Origin of the sequence: Paracoccus sp. Ld10, assembly GCF_045064235.1 — a bacterium.
Taxonomy (GTDB): domain Bacteria; phylum Pseudomonadota; class Alphaproteobacteria; order Rhodobacterales; family Rhodobacteraceae; genus Paracoccus.
In genome coordinates this window covers 118852-132893 of record NZ_JBISHD010000004.1, presented here as the reverse complement: position 1 = coordinate 132893, position 14042 = coordinate 118852, and the positions used below count along the sequence as shown (strand labels likewise).

General features: G+C 66.8%; 13 protein-coding genes and 1 riboswitch. Of the genes, 11 read left to right on the top strand and 2 right to left on the bottom strand.

Annotated features, from left to right (window positions below; translation table 11 throughout):
* Positions 1 to 159 precede the first annotated feature (159 nt).
* Entirely contained in the window at positions 160 to 846 is a 687-nt protein-coding gene (locus ACJJVR_RS01915; protein WP_405401792.1) for a superoxide dismutase, read from the bottom strand.
* 168 nt (positions 847 to 1014) lie between these two features.
* Between ACJJVR_RS01915 and ACJJVR_RS01910 the strand changes: the two genes are divergently transcribed.
* The 6 genes from ACJJVR_RS01910 to ACJJVR_RS01885 all read left to right on the top strand — a co-directional run bounded on the left by ACJJVR_RS01910 (position 1015) and on the right by ACJJVR_RS01885 (position 7227).
* Positions 1015 to 2379, top strand: coding sequence for an amidase (locus ACJJVR_RS01910; RefSeq protein WP_405401790.1), 1365 nt, complete (start codon positions 1015 to 1017; stop codon positions 2377 to 2379).
* Positions 2380 to 2654: 275 nt separating this feature from the next.
* Positions 2655 to 3860, top strand: coding sequence for an ABC transporter substrate-binding protein (locus ACJJVR_RS01905; RefSeq protein WP_405401789.1), 1206 nt, complete (start codon positions 2655 to 2657; stop codon positions 3858 to 3860).
* A 15-nt stretch (positions 3861 to 3875) separates the two neighbouring features.
* Complete coding sequence (locus ACJJVR_RS01900; protein WP_405401788.1) at positions 3876 to 4652, top strand: ABC transporter ATP-binding protein; 777 nt, start codon at positions 3876 to 3878, stop codon at positions 4650 to 4652.
* Complete coding sequence (locus tag ACJJVR_RS01895) at positions 4649 to 5350, top strand: ABC transporter ATP-binding protein (RefSeq protein ID WP_405401786.1); 702 nt, start codon at positions 4649 to 4651, stop codon at positions 5348 to 5350. Before ACJJVR_RS01900 ends, ACJJVR_RS01895 begins: the two co-directional genes overlap by 4 nt.
* Position 5351: 1 nt before the next feature.
* A complete protein-coding gene (locus ACJJVR_RS01890; protein WP_405401784.1) occupies positions 5352 to 6239 on the top strand; it encodes a branched-chain amino acid ABC transporter permease in 888 nt (295 codons plus the stop codon).
* Position 6240: 1 nt separating this feature from the next.
* A complete protein-coding gene (locus ACJJVR_RS01885) occupies positions 6241 to 7227 on the top strand; it encodes a branched-chain amino acid ABC transporter permease (protein ID WP_405401783.1) in 987 nt (328 codons plus the stop codon).
* Between the two features lie 165 nt (positions 7228 to 7392).
* Here ACJJVR_RS01885 and ACJJVR_RS01880 read toward each other — a convergent pair whose 3' ends face one another.
* On the bottom strand, positions 7393 to 8313 hold the full coding sequence (locus tag ACJJVR_RS01880) for a LysR family transcriptional regulator (protein ID WP_405401781.1): 921 nt from the start codon (positions 8311 to 8313) through the stop codon (positions 7393 to 7395).
* A 218-nt stretch (positions 8314 to 8531) separates the two neighbouring features.
* Here ACJJVR_RS01880 and ACJJVR_RS01875 point away from each other — a divergent pair, with 218 nt between their 5' ends.
* The 5 genes from ACJJVR_RS01875 (at position 8532) to ACJJVR_RS01855 (ending at position 13987) form a co-directional block, all read left to right on the top strand.
* Positions 8532 to 8960: a heme-binding protein gene (locus ACJJVR_RS01875; RefSeq protein ID WP_405401780.1), complete on the top strand. Its 429-nt coding sequence runs from the start codon at positions 8532 to 8534 to the stop codon at positions 8958 to 8960.
* A gap of 299 nt (positions 8961 to 9259) precedes the next feature.
* A riboswitch (cobalamin riboswitch) is annotated at positions 9260 to 9460 on the top strand.
* A 132-nt stretch (positions 9461 to 9592) separates the two neighbouring features.
* Positions 9593 to 11470, top strand: a complete 1878-nt coding sequence (locus ACJJVR_RS01870; protein WP_405401779.1) for a TonB-dependent receptor plug domain-containing protein — start codon at positions 9593 to 9595, stop codon at positions 11468 to 11470.
* On the top strand, positions 11467 to 12270 hold the full coding sequence (locus tag ACJJVR_RS01865; protein WP_405401777.1) for an ABC transporter substrate-binding protein: 804 nt from the start codon (positions 11467 to 11469) through the stop codon (positions 12268 to 12270). The genes ACJJVR_RS01870 and ACJJVR_RS01865 overlap by 4 nt, the downstream gene beginning before the upstream one ends.
* Entirely contained in the window at positions 12267 to 13244 is a 978-nt protein-coding gene (locus ACJJVR_RS01860) for a FecCD family ABC transporter permease (RefSeq protein WP_405401776.1), read from the top strand. The genes ACJJVR_RS01865 and ACJJVR_RS01860 overlap by 4 nt, the downstream gene beginning before the upstream one ends.
* On the top strand, positions 13241 to 13987 hold the full coding sequence (locus ACJJVR_RS01855) for an ABC transporter ATP-binding protein (protein ID WP_405401775.1): 747 nt from the start codon (positions 13241 to 13243) through the stop codon (positions 13985 to 13987). The genes ACJJVR_RS01860 and ACJJVR_RS01855 overlap by 4 nt, the downstream gene beginning before the upstream one ends.
* Positions 13988 to 14042 lie beyond the last annotated feature (55 nt).

Here is a 14042-nt window from a genome sequence, read left to right as displayed (position 1 = left end):
CAAACGGGCAGCTTTGCCTGTCAACTGCGGCGTCAGACGCCCTTACCCGGATATTCGGCCGCCGAGTGACAGCAACTGAAACAACGCACCGATTGTATTATGTCGTGCGACCGACTGGCTGGTGATCAGCCGGTCGCACGGTCCAAAATGATCGGATCCTTATTCGGCCAAGGCCGCGTCATAACGTTCTGACACCGCACCCCAGTTCACCACGTCCCACCAGCTTTCAAGATAGTCGGCCCGGCGGTTGTTGTAGGTCAGGTAATAGGCATGTTCCCACACGTCATTGCCCAACAAAGGCGTGCCCGGTGTCTCGGCCACGTCCATCAGGGGGTTGTCCTGATTGGGCGTTGCGGTGATCTCCAGCTGATCCTGATCGTTCACGATCAGCCAGACCCAACCCGACCCGAACTGGCCCGCGCCTGCCTCTTGAAAGGCGGTGCGGAATTCTTCGTCCGAACCAAAAGCCGTCTCGATCGCCTCGGTCAGTTCCGGCGACATCTCTCCGGCCTGATCAGCGGGGGCCATCGATTCCCAAAAGAACGTGTGGTTCCAGTGACCACCGGCATTGTTGCGGACCTTGTCGGGATAGGTCCCGGCATTGGCCACCAGGTCCTCGATCGCCAGACCGGCGGGGGCGTCACCTTCGGCGATGGCGGCATTTAGATTGGTGACATAGCTTTGGTGATGCTTGCCGTGGTGCAATTCCATCGTTTCGGCGCTGATGACCGGATCCAGCGCGTCCGCGGCATAGGGCAGGTCGGGCAGCGTGAATTCCCCCTCGGTCTGCGCAAGGGCGGCGGCTGGTGTGACGCATACGGCAAGAATGGCAAGGGCGTGTTTCATCGGGTGCTCCTGTGGCTGTTGTTGCACAACCGCAGCATGCGTCCGATGTTCCATGCCAACGCCGATGTCATGAATGCACACGGTTCCGTGATCCGTGCAGAATGCGGGGGGTTGTGAGAAACGGCGTTTCACCCCACGGTGACGCCGAAACCGTGAAAGGGTCACCGAATGATCACCGGCGATGCGACAAGCCAGCTGGCGGCCCTGCGCGCGGGCACCATCGACGCGCCGCACCTGATGGCGCTGACGCTGGACCGGATTGCGGCCGCGAACCAGGTCGTCAACGCAATCGTTGCCCTGCGCGACCGCGACACCCTGCTGGCCGAGGCCGCGCGGGCCCCCGCAGGGCCGCTGCAGGGGCTGCCGATGGCGGTCAAGGATCTGGCCGACACGGCGGGGATCACGACCACCTATGGATCGCCTGCGTTCCGCGACCATGTGCCGGTGGCCGACAGCCCGATGGTGGCGCGGCTGCGCCGGGCGGGGGCGGTGATCATCGGCAAGACCAACACCCCCGAATTCGGTCTGGGATCGCACAGCTATAACCCCATTTATGGCGTCACGCGCAATCCCTACGATCTGTCGCGGTCGGCGGGCGGGTCCAGCGGCGGCGCGGGGGCGGCGCTGGCCGCGCGCATGGTGGCACTGGCCGACGGGTCGGACATGATGGGGTCGCTGCGCAATCCGGCGGGGTGGAACAACGTGTTTGGGTTCCGGCCCAGCTATGGCCTGGTCGCGCCGTCGAACCCCGGCGATCTGTTCCTGTCGCAACTGTCGACCGAGGGGCCGATGGCACGCTCGATCCGCGACCTGGAACTGTTGCTGGCGGTGCAGTCCGCCCACGACCCGATGCATCCGCATTCCATCGGCCCCTATCGCCCCGCGCCGCCGGGCGGCACGCTGCGCATCGGGTGGCTGGGCGATTGGGGTGGCGCATATGCGACCGAACCGGGCGTGCTGGATTTGTGCGGGGATGCCGTGCAGGTGCTGGCCGATCTGGGCCACGATGTCGTGCCCATGGCGCCGCCCCTTCCGGCCGATGCCCTGTGGGAGGCCTGGACCACGCTGCGCAGTTGGACCATCGCGGGCAGCCTTGGCCCGCTGCTGCACAGTGCCCCCGATCAGGTCAAACCCGAATTGCGGTGGGAGATCGAACGCGGGCTGGCCCTGTCCGCATCCGACCTGCGCCGGGCCAGCGTGATCCGGTCGGACTGGTTCCGGCACACGGCGGGGATGGATGTCGACATTCTGGCGCTGCCGTCGGCCCAGCTGTTCGCGTTCGACGCGGACTGGCATTGGCCGCAGGCGATCGCGGGGCGGCAGATGGACAGCTATCACCGCTGGATGGAGGTGGTGGTGCCCGCGTCCCTGACCGGCCTGCCGGCACTGTGCGTCCCTGCGGGGTTCGGGCCGTCGGGCACGCCGATGGGGTTGCAGCTGATCGGCCATCGCGGGCGCGATGCCACTGTACTGAACCTTGGCCGCGCGTATGAGGCCGCGACATCCTGGATCGACCGCCGACCTACCGCCTGACGCCCCGGTTCGCATCGCCCGCCGGGGCGGGCGGTCGCGTGACGCGTCGCGGTGATCGCAGGCGACTGGCCAACGCCCTGCCACGTGCAGCCTGTGCAAGTTGCCGCAGTGCGGGCCAAGCGTCCTTGCCAAGGCAAATCTATTCTGCAACCCTTGACGCAAGCGGCCTTTGGGAGAGGGCTGCCTGTCATTCACACAAGAGATGATCCGGACCGCCGACCCGGCGGGTGGCCTGCCCACCCGTGTGCGATCCGACATGAGGGAGAGAGAACAATATGGCCAGACTTTTGACATCGGTGGCGATCTTTGGCGCCACGGCCACCGCCGCAATGGCGCAGGTATCCGATGACGTCGTCAAGATCGGCATCCTGAACGACCAGTCGGGCGTCTATGCCGATTTCGGCGGCACCTATTCCTATCAGGCGGCCCTGATGGCGGTCGAGGATTTCGGCGGCACCGTGCTGGACATGCCCATCGAGGTCGTGACCGCCGACCACCAGAACAAGCCCGACGTCGCATCCAACATCGCCCGCCAATGGTACGACACCCAGCAGGTCGACGCGATCATGGAACTGACGACGTCGTCGGTGGCCCTGGCCGTGCAGGCCCTGTCCGCCCAGGCCGACAAGATCACCATGACCACGGGAGCCGCCACCACCGAACTGACCGGCGCGCAATGCACGGAAAACGGCTTCCACTGGGCCTATGACACACACGCGCTGGCGGTGGGCACCGGCGGCGCGCTGGTCGAACAGGGCGGCGACAGCTGGTTCTTTCTGACCGCCGATTACGCATTCGGCTATTCGCTGGAGGAGCAGACCGGCGCGTATGTCACCGAAAACGGCGGCGAGGTGGTGGGGTCGGTCCGTCATCCGCTGTCCAGCAACGATTTTTCGTCCTTCCTGCTGCAGGCGCAGGCGTCGGGGGCCAAGGTGATCGGTCTGGCCAATGCTGGCCTGGACACCCAGAACGCCATCAAGTCCGCGTCCGAATTCGGCATCGTGCAGGGCGGTCAGCGTCTGGCGGCACTGCTGTTCACCCTGGCCGAGGTCCACGGTCTGGGCGCCGAGGCGGCGCAGGGCCTGACGCTGACGGAATCGTTCTATTGGAACCGCACCGACGAGACGCGCGAATTCGCGCAGCGGTTCTTCGAGCGCACGCAGGCAATGCCGAACATGGTCCATGCCGGCACCTATTCGGCCGTCACCCAGTACCTGAAATCGGTTCAGGCCGCCGGCACCGACGAAACCGCCGCCGTGTCCGAACAGCTGCACACGCTACCGGTCGACGACGTCTTTTCCCAGGGCGGCACGGTGGGCGCGAACGGACGCCTGATCACCGACGTCTATCTGCTGGAGGTCAAGGCGCCTGCCGACATCACCACGGACTGGGACTATTTCAACGTGCTGGCCACCATCCCCGGATCCGAGGCGTTCATCGACCCGGCCGAAAGCGGCTGCGCGCTGGTCGCGGCGAACTAGGGCGCGGACGGACCCATGACAGCAATGCCTGTGCAACAGGACCAGCCGCGGGTGGTGTTATCCGCCCGCGGCCTTGGCAAGGATTTCGCCGGCTTTACCGCCGTCAACGATGTCGATCTGGATGTCGAACATGGCCGCATCCATGCGCTGATCGGCCCGAACGGGGCGGGCAAGACCACCGTCTTCAACCTGCTGACCAAGTTTCTGACGCCCACCCGCGGGTCGATCACCCTGCTGGGGCGCGACATCACCGCCAAAAAGCCCGCAGAGGTGGCGCGGCTTGGTCTGGTACGGTCGTTCCAGATCTCGGCCGTGTTCCCGCATCTGACGGTGCTGGAGAACCTGCGCGTCGCGTTGCAGCGGCCCAACGGGCTGGCCACGCAGTTCTGGCGTCCGCTGTCGTCGCTGGACCGGCTGAACCCACGCGCGGACGAATTGATCGCGCAACTGGGGCTGAGCGAATACCGCGACACCCGCGCCACCGACCTGTCCTATGGCCGCAAGCGCGTGCTGGAAATCGCGACCACGCTGGCGCTGGACCCAAAGGTGCTGCTGCTGGACGAGCCGATGGCCGGGATGGGCCTGGAGGACGTGCAGACGGTCGCCGGCATCATCCGCGACGTGGCCCGCGACCGGGCCGTGCTGATGGTCGAACACAACCTGTCGGTCGTGGCCGACATCTGCGACCGCGTCACCGTGCTGCAGCGCGGAGAGATCCTGGCCAGCGGTGATTACGACACCGTGTCCACCGATCCCCGCGTGCGCACCGCCTATATGGGAACCGACGCATGAGCGCGCTTCTGAATGTCGCCGGGCTGAACGCGTGGTACGGCGAAAGCCACATCCTGCACGGTGTCGACCTGCACGTGAACGAAGGCGAGATGATCTGCATCCTGGGCCGCAACGGCATGGGCAAGACCACCACCCTGCGATCCATCATGGGCATCCTGCGCAAACGCACCGGCACCATCACATTCGCCGGCACCGACATGATGTCCATGGCGCTGCACAAATCGGCACGCGCCGGTCTGGGTTTCGTCCCCGAGGAACGCGGCATATTCGCCAGCCTGTCGGTCCAGGAAAACCTGATGCTGCCCCCGGTCGTGGCCAAGGGCGGCATGTCGGTCGACGAGATCTATGCCCTGTTCCCGAACCTGTACGAACGCAGGAACAGCCCCGGCACGAAACTGTCGGGCGGCGAACAGCAGATGCTGGCCATGGCGCGCATCCTGCGCACCGGCGCGCGCTGTCTGCTGCTGGACGAGCCGACCGAGGGGCTGGCCCCCGTCATCATCCAGAACATCGGCACCGTGCTGGGCGAATTGAAGAAACGCGGCATGACCGTGGTGCTGGTCGAACAGAACTTTCGGTTCGCCAGCAAGGTCGCCGACCGGTTCTATCTGATGGATCACGGACAGATGGTGGCCGAGTTTCCGGTGGGCGACCTGCCCGCCAACATGGATATGCTCAATCGCGATCTGGGGGTCTGACATGACGATGATATTCGGCGTGCCGATGGCCGCCCTGATGGGGCAATTGCTGATCGGCCTGATCAACGGATCGTTCTATGCGCTGCTGTCACTGGGCCTTGCGGTCATCTTTGGCCTGCTGCGGGTGATCAACTTTGCCCATGGCGCGCAATACATGCTGGGTGCGTTTGTGGCACTGCTGCTGCTGACCTGGACAGGCGTGAACTATTGGATCGCGCTGATCCTGGCACCGCTGATCGTGGGGACGTTCGGCGCCGCGGTCGAGCGCACCATGCTGTCGCGGCTGTACAAGCTGGACCATCTGTACGGGCTGCTGTTCACTTTCGGCCTGGCCCTGACGATCGAGGGGACGTTCCGCTATTTCTTCGGGTCCAGCGGTCAGCCCTATCCGACGCCGCCTGTACTGGCGGGGGGCGTGAACCTGGGGTTCATGTTCCTGCCGATCTATCGGGGCTGGGTGATCGTGGCGTCGTTGGCGGTCTGCATCGCCGTATGGCTGCTGATCGAAAAGACCAAGCTGGGGTCGTATCTGCGCGCGGCCACCGAAAACCCCGAACTGGTGCAGAGCTTTGGGGTCAACGTGCCGCTGCTGCTGACGCTGACCTATGCGTTGGGCGCGTCACTGGCGGCGTTCGCGGGCGTGCTGGCCGCGCCCATCTATCAGGTGTCGCCGCTGATGGGGACGAACATCATCATCGTGGTGTTCGCGGTGGTCGTGGTCGGCGGCATGGGGTCCATCCTGGGTGCCATCGTCACCGGCTATCTGCTGGGCATCGCCGAGGGGCTGACCAAGGTCTTCTACCCCGAGGCGTCGAACACCGTGATCTTTGTCATCATGGCGATCGTGCTGATCCTGCGACCCGCGGGCCTGTTCGGAAAGGACGTGTGAGATGAGCCATTCCGACGCAACCGCCCCCGCGACCATGCAGGGCGCCGGCCGCATCAAGGCCGTCATCCTGCTGGCCATGCTGGGGTTCCTGCTGCTGGTGCCGATGTTCCTGTACCCGATCTTCCTGATGAAGATCCTGTGCTTTGCGCTGTTCGCCGCGGGGTTCAACCTGCTCTTGGGCTATACCGGGCTCTTGTCCTTCGGGCATGCGGCGTTTTTCGGCGGCGGGGCCTATTTCACCGCCCATGCGGTCAAGGTGTGGGGCCTGTCGCCGGAACTGGGCATTCTGGTCGGGGTCGCGGGCGCCGCTTGTCTGGGTCTGGTCATGGGCCTGATCGCCATCCGCCGTCAGGGCATCTATTTCGCCATGATCACACTGGCCCTGTCGCAGATGTTCTTTTTCTTCTGCCTGCAGGCCGGGTTCACGAACGGAGAGGACGGCATCCAGTCCGTCCCGCGCGGCATGTTCCTGGGCGTGGTGGACCTGTCGGACCAGATCACCATGTACTATTTCGTGCTGGGCGTGTTCCTGGCCGGGATGCTGGCGGTCTGGCGGATCATCAATTCGCCCTTTGGCATGATCCTGAAAAGCATCCGCGAAAACGAGGCGCGGGCCACATCGCTCGGCTATACGGTCGCGCGATACAAGCTGGCGGCGTTCGTGATGTCGGCGGCGATCGCGGGTCTAGCGGGCAGCGTGAAGAGCCTGGTGTTCCAGTTCGCGACCCTGACCGATGTCGGCTGGCAGATGTCCGGAGAGGTGATTCTGATGACCCTGCTGGGCGGCATCGGTACGCTGATCGGGCCGGTCATCGGGGCGGGGCTGGTGGTCACGCTGCAGAACTATCTGGCGACCTCGCCGCTGCCGGTGACGGTCATCACGGGGGTGGTGTTCATGGTCTGCGTGCTGTTGTTCCGGCGTGGTCTGGTGGGCGAGTTCTATGCCTCGCGGATCGGCCGCAGGCTGGGGTTCAAGTCCGACACCTGAACCATACCTGTGCCCGCCCCGTCCACGGGGCGGGCACAGGTTCTGCGGGCCTGACCATGCAGCGCGTGGCGATGCCGCCTATCGCACAATGGAAAATCATTCCGATGATTCGGAAACTATGGGGTGTCACTGAACAAGGGCGGTCCGCCCCTCCCCTGAAAACCGTCAGACCTCTTGGCCTGCGATCCCCCGTTGAAACAACGGGCGCAGCGCGCGAACCGCGTGATCGGCGAACATGCGCACCTTTGGGTCCTGCAACCGACGGTGTGGGGCCAGACAGCCGAATTGCGCGGGCAGGGGCCGGTTCGCGGCCAGCACCTCGACCAGACGGCCACAGGCCAGGTCCTGCACCACCTCGTACAGGGGGCGGTTGGCGATGCCGTGCCCGGCCAGCGCCCAATCGCGCAGCACGTCGCCGTCATCGGTGTCGAACCGTCCCTGGACCATCATCTTGCGCGGCCCGTCCGACGTCTGCAACGTCCAGTAATATTCCGGGCTGCGCGGATAGCGCAGCAACAGGCAGTTGTGCCCCGCCAAATCGTCGGGCCGCAGCGGCGTCCCCGCGGCGTCCAGATAGCCCTGCGACGCGACCAGAACCCGCGGGCATTCCGCGATCTTGCGCCATTTCAGTGTAGAATCGGCCGGATCGCCAAGGAAAAAGGCCAGATCGATGGCATCTTCGACAATGTTGACGTTGCGGTCCGACAGGCGCAGGCGGATCTCGATCCCGGGGTTTTCGGCGCAGAACGGTGGGATCAGCGGCGCGATCAGCCGTCGTCCCAGTCCCAGGGGGGCGGTCAGCCGGATCACGCCCTGCGGCTTGCCCGAAAAGCTGCCGATCAGGGCCTCGGCCTCGTCCAGGGTCTCGATCACGCGGCGGGCGTGGTCGTAAAAGGCGCGGCCGATCTCTGTCGTGGTCAGCTTGCGGGTGGTGCGGTTCAGCAGGCGCAGGCCAAAGCGGTTCTCCAGATCCTTGATCCGGTTCGACGCGACGGCTGGCGACAGGCGCAGGTCGCGCCCCCCCGCGGTGATCGAACCCAGCTCGACCACGCGCACGAACACCCGCAAGCTTTCAAGATAGGACATCGCGTTGGCCAGCCTTTGTTGAAACACCGAAACGTCTTCTATGTCGCGGGCGATTTTGCAACCGAAACCGATGCACTAAGGCGACCGGGCGGGTGGCGTGGATGCGCGCATTGGGGGTGGCCGTTCGCGATGCGCCTGTTAAGCATGACGTGTCCGCGCCGACGACCGTCGGTCGCATCCATCCGGCCGGGCGCCATGACAACAGCCAAGGAATTCCGATGCAGACCCTGACCCGCCTTGACCTTGACGATGCCCGCATCCTGATGGCCGGTGCCGAGGCCCACGCCAGAACGATCGGTGTCCCGATGTGCATCGCCATCACTGACGAAGCCGGCCAGCTGATCGCCTTTCAGCGGATGGAGGGCGGCAAGGTCACCTCGACCACCATCGCCATCGACAAGGCGTTCACGGCTGCAGCGGCCAAAAAGGCCACCCACGAATACAACGTGACCAGCCAGCCGGGCGCGGCTGCCTATGGCATCAACTCTGCCATCGGCGGGCGGCTGATGGTGGTGGGCGGCGGCCTGCCGGTCCTGTGGAACGGTGATGTCATTGGCGGTATCGGCGTCTCGTCGGGGACCCCGGTGCAGGACCAGGCCGTGGCCCAGGCCGGAATTGACGACTGGATGGCACGCCAGGCAACGTGATCACGCGCCCCGCGCGCCCAGATCGGGGGGCGCGGGCACAGGCCAGTGCTGGCAGTGACGCAAAGGATCGCCAGCACTGGCCCAAACGGCCACGACAATCGCGTCGCCGGGCACCGGGTTGCCGATACGCGGGAATACAGCCGCGATCCGGTGGCACCGACACCAAATCAGGCACCGTTTGGGGATGATCACCCGGAAACGCGTGGTGTCCGATCCGGCATAGACCGTCCGCGACACGCCTTTTGGTCCGGGCTGGCCGCAGGCGCCTGAAACCCGTTGACACGTCGCGGCCTGCTGCGCCACAAGGGCGCCGCTACGGTTCCGGCATGCGCGCCGGATCAAAAGGGAACGCCGGTGCCGCCCGTCAGGGCCATTCCGCGGCTGCCCCCGCAACTGTAAGCGGAGAGCGATGGTCGATCACGCCACTGGAGCAGTCCGGGAAGGCCGACCAAGGCATTGACCCGCAAGCCAGGAGACCTGCCGCAGCACTCACCCATTTCCGGCGCGGGGCGTGTCAGGAAAGCGGCCGATCCGCAGTGGTGACAGTCACCGTCCTGCCGCGACCCATGGGGCCCGCGTGCCGGACATTTCTGTTTGCCGCAGGCCGTGCCTGCCTTGAAAGGTTCGTGCCGATGCGCCGTCCGTTCCGTCTTCTGGCGCTTGCCGCCACCCTTCCCGTGGCTGCGGCCGCCCAGGACCCCATCCTGCTGGACGGGATCGTGCTGACCGCGGGGATCACCCCCGTGGCCCAGGATGGCTATGCCCGCGCCCACACCGTGCTGACCGCGACCGAGATCGAGGATCGCGGCATCGCGACCGTGCAGGACGCCCTGCGCGCGCTGCCCGGCGTGTCGGTCAGCGGCAGCGGTGCCAGCGCCGCGCAGGTCCGCATCCGCGGCGCGGAGGCGAACCACACCCTGATCCTGATCGACGGGATAGAGGCGGCGGGCGGGGCTGACGAGTACATCCTGACCGGCCTGGAGACCGCCGACATCGAGCGGATCGAGGTGCTGCGCGGCCCGCAATCGGTGCTTTACGGATCGAACGCATCCGCGGGGGTGATCAACATCATCACCCGGGGCGCGCCGCAGGGCCTGTCCTATGGCGGTTCGGTCGAGGCGGGGAACGGTGGCGCGGCGTCCGTCCATGTCAGCCGCAGGGGCGACCGGGGCGGGCTGCGCCTGTCGCTGTCGGCGCGCGACGATCTGGGCTATGACCAGTCGGGCGATGGCGGCGGCAAGGACGGGATCAACCGCAAGACGGCCGTCCTGTCCGGCGACATCCTGGCCACCGACGACCTGCGTCTTGGGCTGGTCCTGCGCCAGTCCGAGGAGGACTATGGTTTCGACGCCGAGAATTACAGCGCGACCGATGCCGACAGCTATCTGGTCGACGCCGATCTGGTCGGTCAACGCGACGAATTTCAGGGCGCGGTCTGGGCCGAATACACCGCGCTTGGCGGTAGGCTGGTCCAGCGTCTGGACTATCAGCACAGCATCACCCGACAGAACCAGGACAACAGCCCCGTGTCGCGGGGTCAGACCGAAAAGCTGAAATACCGTGCCAGCGTGGGTCTGGACGGGTCGGCGGCGGATGGCACGCAGCTGCTGAACCTGCTGGCGGAACATCAGCGCGACAGCAATTCGACCGCGCCCGGACAGGAACGCCGGATGTCGTCCGTGGCACTGGAATACCGCGCGATGCTGGCCAACGGGCTGGACGTGCAGGCCGGGCTGCGCCACGACGCAAACGAGGTGTTCGCCGATTTCACCAGCTGGAACCTAGGCCTGTCCTGGCAGATGCCGGATCGCCCGTTCCGCCTGCACGCGTCCGCGGGGACCGGGTTGGTGAACCCGTCCTATTTCGAGCTGTATGCAGACGCGGATTTCTTTGGCACGGTCTATCAGGGCAACCCCGATCTGCGCCCCGAAAAGAACAGCGGTTTCGATCTGGGGGTCGAGGCGACGCTGCCGGGCGGTCGCGGGTCCGTGGATGTGACCTATTTCAACGAGACACTGGAGGACGAGATCACCGATTATCTGGTGGGCATCGAAGATGGCGTTGCGTTCTATTCCTTCCGCAACCAGTCCGGCAATAGCCCCCGCCACGGGGTCGAGGTCGCGGCCCGCATCATTGCGACCGATGACCTGACATTGGGCGCCAGCTATACCTATCTCGACGCCGAAAACCCCGATGGCAGCGTCAAGACCCGCCGCCCCCGGCACGAGGCCGCCCTGACGGCAACGATGGCTGTGCTGGACGGCCGCGGATCGGTCACCGGCGATCTGCGCCATGTCGCCGGCACGGTCGACACCCAGTTCTGGGGCAGTTTCCAGACGCGCGAACTGCCGTCCTATACCGTGGTCAACCTTGCCGCGGGCTATGACCTGACGCCGAACGTGCGGGCCACGGCGCGGGTGGTGAACCTGTTCGACCGCGAATACTCCGATGTCTGGGGCTATGCGAACCTGGGGCGGACCGGCACCATCGGCCTGCAGGCGCGGTGGTGATCCGCTGGCTGATCGGGCTGGCGCTGATCGCGTCGCCTGCATGGGCCGACGCGCCCGCGCGGGTGGTGTCGATCAACCTGTGCACCGATCAGCTGGCGATGCTGGTGGCCGCGCCGGGGCAACTGGCTTCGGTCAGCTATCTGGCACGCGACCCGTATTCCTCGGCCATGGCCGAGGAGGCCGCGACCTATCCCACCAACCGGGGCCAGGCCGAGGATCTATTGACCCTGCGCCCCGATCTGGTGCTGGCCGGACCCTATTCCTCGCCTGCGACGGTTGCGATGCTGGACAGGCTGGGCCTGCGGGTTGCGACCTTTGACATGGGCACGGATCTGGACAGCATCCGCACCAATCTGCAGCGGATGGGCGATGTGCTGGGCCAACGGGACCGCGCCGACCGGATCATGGCACAGTTCGACCGCGATCTGGCGGCGCTGCAGGCGGACCTGCGCCCTGAACGCCGCGCGGCGCTGTACGGGGCGAACGGCTATAGTTCGGGCCAGGACAGCCTTGCGGCGGCGATTTTGGCGGCGGCGGGCCTGTCGAACGTGGCGGCTGATCTGGGCCTGCCGCAAGGTGGTTTCGTCCCGCTGGAGGATCTGGTGATGGCCGACCCCGACCTGATCGTGACCAGCCGCCGCCAGCCCCGCGCATCGCGGGCAGAGGAGGTGATGGACCATCCCGTCCTGCGCGCCATCACGCCGGGGCGACAGGTCGTCACGGCATCCGACCGGGACTGGGCCTGCGGCACGCCCCATGTCCTGCGCGCGGTGGCGCAGCTGCGGCAGGTCGCGCCATGAGGCTGACGGTGGCGCTTGGCGCGCTGGTGGGGGCGCTGTTCGTGACATCGCTGCTGATCGGGTCCAGCTGGCAGCCGCCCCTCCCATCGCTGGCGGCGCTGTTCGGGCGGGGCGATCCGCTGTTGGTGCTGATCATGCAGGAACTGCGCCTGCCGCGCGCCATCTTGGGCGCGGCGGTGGGGGCATCGCTTGGTCTGGCGGGGGCGGCGATGCAGGGGTTCCTGCGCAATCCGCTGGCCGAACCGGGGCTGATCGGCACGTCGGGCACCGCGGCGCTTGGGGCGGTGCTGGCGATCCAGACGGGGCTGGCCGCGGCCTTTCCCCTGGGCCTGCCGCTGGCCGCACTGGCAGGGGCGGCGCTGTCGGTCGGTCTTGTCATGGGTCTGGCGGGGCCGCGCGGCGGCGCGCTGGCGCTGATCTTGGCGGGCATCGCGATATCGGCCCTGGCGGGGGCTGCGACATCGCTGGTCCTGAACCTGTCGCCGAACCCCTTTGCCGCCAATGAGATCGTGTTCTGGATGATGGGGTCGCTGGTCGACCGATCCATGCTGCATGTCCGCATCGCGGTGCCGGTGATGATCGCCGGGGCGGTGATCCTGTTGCCCGCGGCCCGCCCCCTGCGCGCCCTGAGCCTGGGAGAGGACACCGCCGCCAGCATGGGTGTCAGCCTGCGCGCACTGCGGCTGCGGCTGGTGCTGGGGACGGCGGCGCTGGTGGGCGGGGCCACGGCGGTCGCGGGAACCGTGGGGTTCGTCGGGTTGGTGGTGCCGCATCTGCTGCGCCGCGCGGTGGGTGGCGATCCGGGGCGGCTGTTGGGGGCATCGGCGCTTGGCGGGGCGGCGATGGTGCTGGCGGCCGACATCGCGGTGCGGGTGATCCTGCCGGGGCGCGACCTCAAGCTGGGCGTGCTGACCGCCCTGATCGGCGCGCCGTTCTTTCTACAGCTGATCCTGCGGCTGAGGGCGCGCGCATGACCCTGTTGCACCTGTCCGCCCTGTCCCTGTCGCGCGGGTCCGTCCCGGTTCTGGACCGGATCGACCTGACCGTGAACGGCGGCGAATTCGTGGGCCTGCTGGGCCCGAACGGCGCGGGCAAGACCACGCTGCTGCGCGCGGCGTTGGGGCTGTTGCCGGCGACGGGGCGGTCGTCGTTGGCGGAACTGGTGCCCGATGCGCGGGCGCGACAGGCGGCCTATCTGCCTCAGGGCCGCGAGATTGCCTGGCCGATGCCCGTGGACGCGGTCGTGGCCCTGGGGCGCATCGCCCATCCCGCCTCGGATGATCACCCGGCGGTCCGGGGCGCGTTGCAGGCCCTGGGCCTGATGGCCCTGCGTCACCGCGACGCGACCACTCTGTCGGGCGGCGAACAGGCCCGCGTCCTGATCGCCCGCGCACTGGCCCAGGACACGCCCCTGCTGATCGCGGACGAGCCGATCGCCGGTCTGGACCCCGCAGCCGCCATCGGCGTCATGGACCTGTTCGCGGATCTGGCAGGCCAGGGCCGGGGGGTGATCGCGTCCCTGCACGACCTGGGGTTGGCCGCGCGGCATTGCACCCGGCTGGTGGTTCTGGACCGGGGCCGCGTCGCCGCCGACGGCCCCCCGGCATCGGTCCTGACCCCCGACCTCATGGCGCGGGTCTTTGGCATCACCGCGCATCTGGCCGACGGTCCCGACGGACCGATCTTTCAGCCGCTGCGGGTCAGCCCCCGCGGTTAGGCGCGAAAGGAGCCGGGCGCATATGGACCCGGCACCCCGTTCCGGGCCATGGTCG

Bases quoted from the DNA above. Each gene is read 5' to 3' on its own strand.
- ACJJVR_RS01855 (WP_405401775.1), top strand. From the start codon at position 13,241: ATGACCCTGTTGCACCTGTCCGCCCTGTCCCTGTCGCGCGGGTCCGTC.
- ACJJVR_RS01870 (WP_405401779.1), top strand. From the start codon at position 9,593: ATGCGCCGTCCGTTCCGTCTTCTGGCGCTTGCCGCCACCCTTCCCGTG.
- ACJJVR_RS01860 (WP_405401776.1), top strand. From the start codon at position 12,267: ATGAGGCTGACGGTGGCGCTTGGCGCGCTGGTGGGGGCGCTGTTCGTG.
- ACJJVR_RS01875 (WP_405401780.1), top strand. From the start codon at position 8,532: ATGCAGACCCTGACCCGCCTTGACCTTGACGATGCCCGCATCCTGATG.
- ACJJVR_RS01915 (WP_405401792.1), bottom strand. From the start codon at position 846: ATGAAACACGCCCTTGCCATTCTTGCCGTATGCGTCACACCAGCCGCC.
- ACJJVR_RS01890 (WP_405401784.1), top strand. From the start codon at position 5,352: ATGACGATGATATTCGGCGTGCCGATGGCCGCCCTGATGGGGCAATTG.
- ACJJVR_RS01900 (WP_405401788.1), top strand. From the start codon at position 3,876: ATGACAGCAATGCCTGTGCAACAGGACCAGCCGCGGGTGGTGTTATCC.
- ACJJVR_RS01905 (WP_405401789.1), top strand. From the start codon at position 2,655: ATGGCCAGACTTTTGACATCGGTGGCGATCTTTGGCGCCACGGCCACC.
- ACJJVR_RS01895 (WP_405401786.1), top strand. From the start codon at position 4,649: ATGAGCGCGCTTCTGAATGTCGCCGGGCTGAACGCGTGGTACGGCGAA.
- ACJJVR_RS01910 (WP_405401790.1), top strand. From the start codon at position 1,015: ATGATCACCGGCGATGCGACAAGCCAGCTGGCGGCCCTGCGCGCGGGC.
- ACJJVR_RS01885 (WP_405401783.1), top strand. From the start codon at position 6,241: ATGAGCCATTCCGACGCAACCGCCCCCGCGACCATGCAGGGCGCCGGC.
- ACJJVR_RS01880 (WP_405401781.1), bottom strand. From the start codon at position 8,313: ATGTCCTATCTTGAAAGCTTGCGGGTGTTCGTGCGCGTGGTCGAGCTG.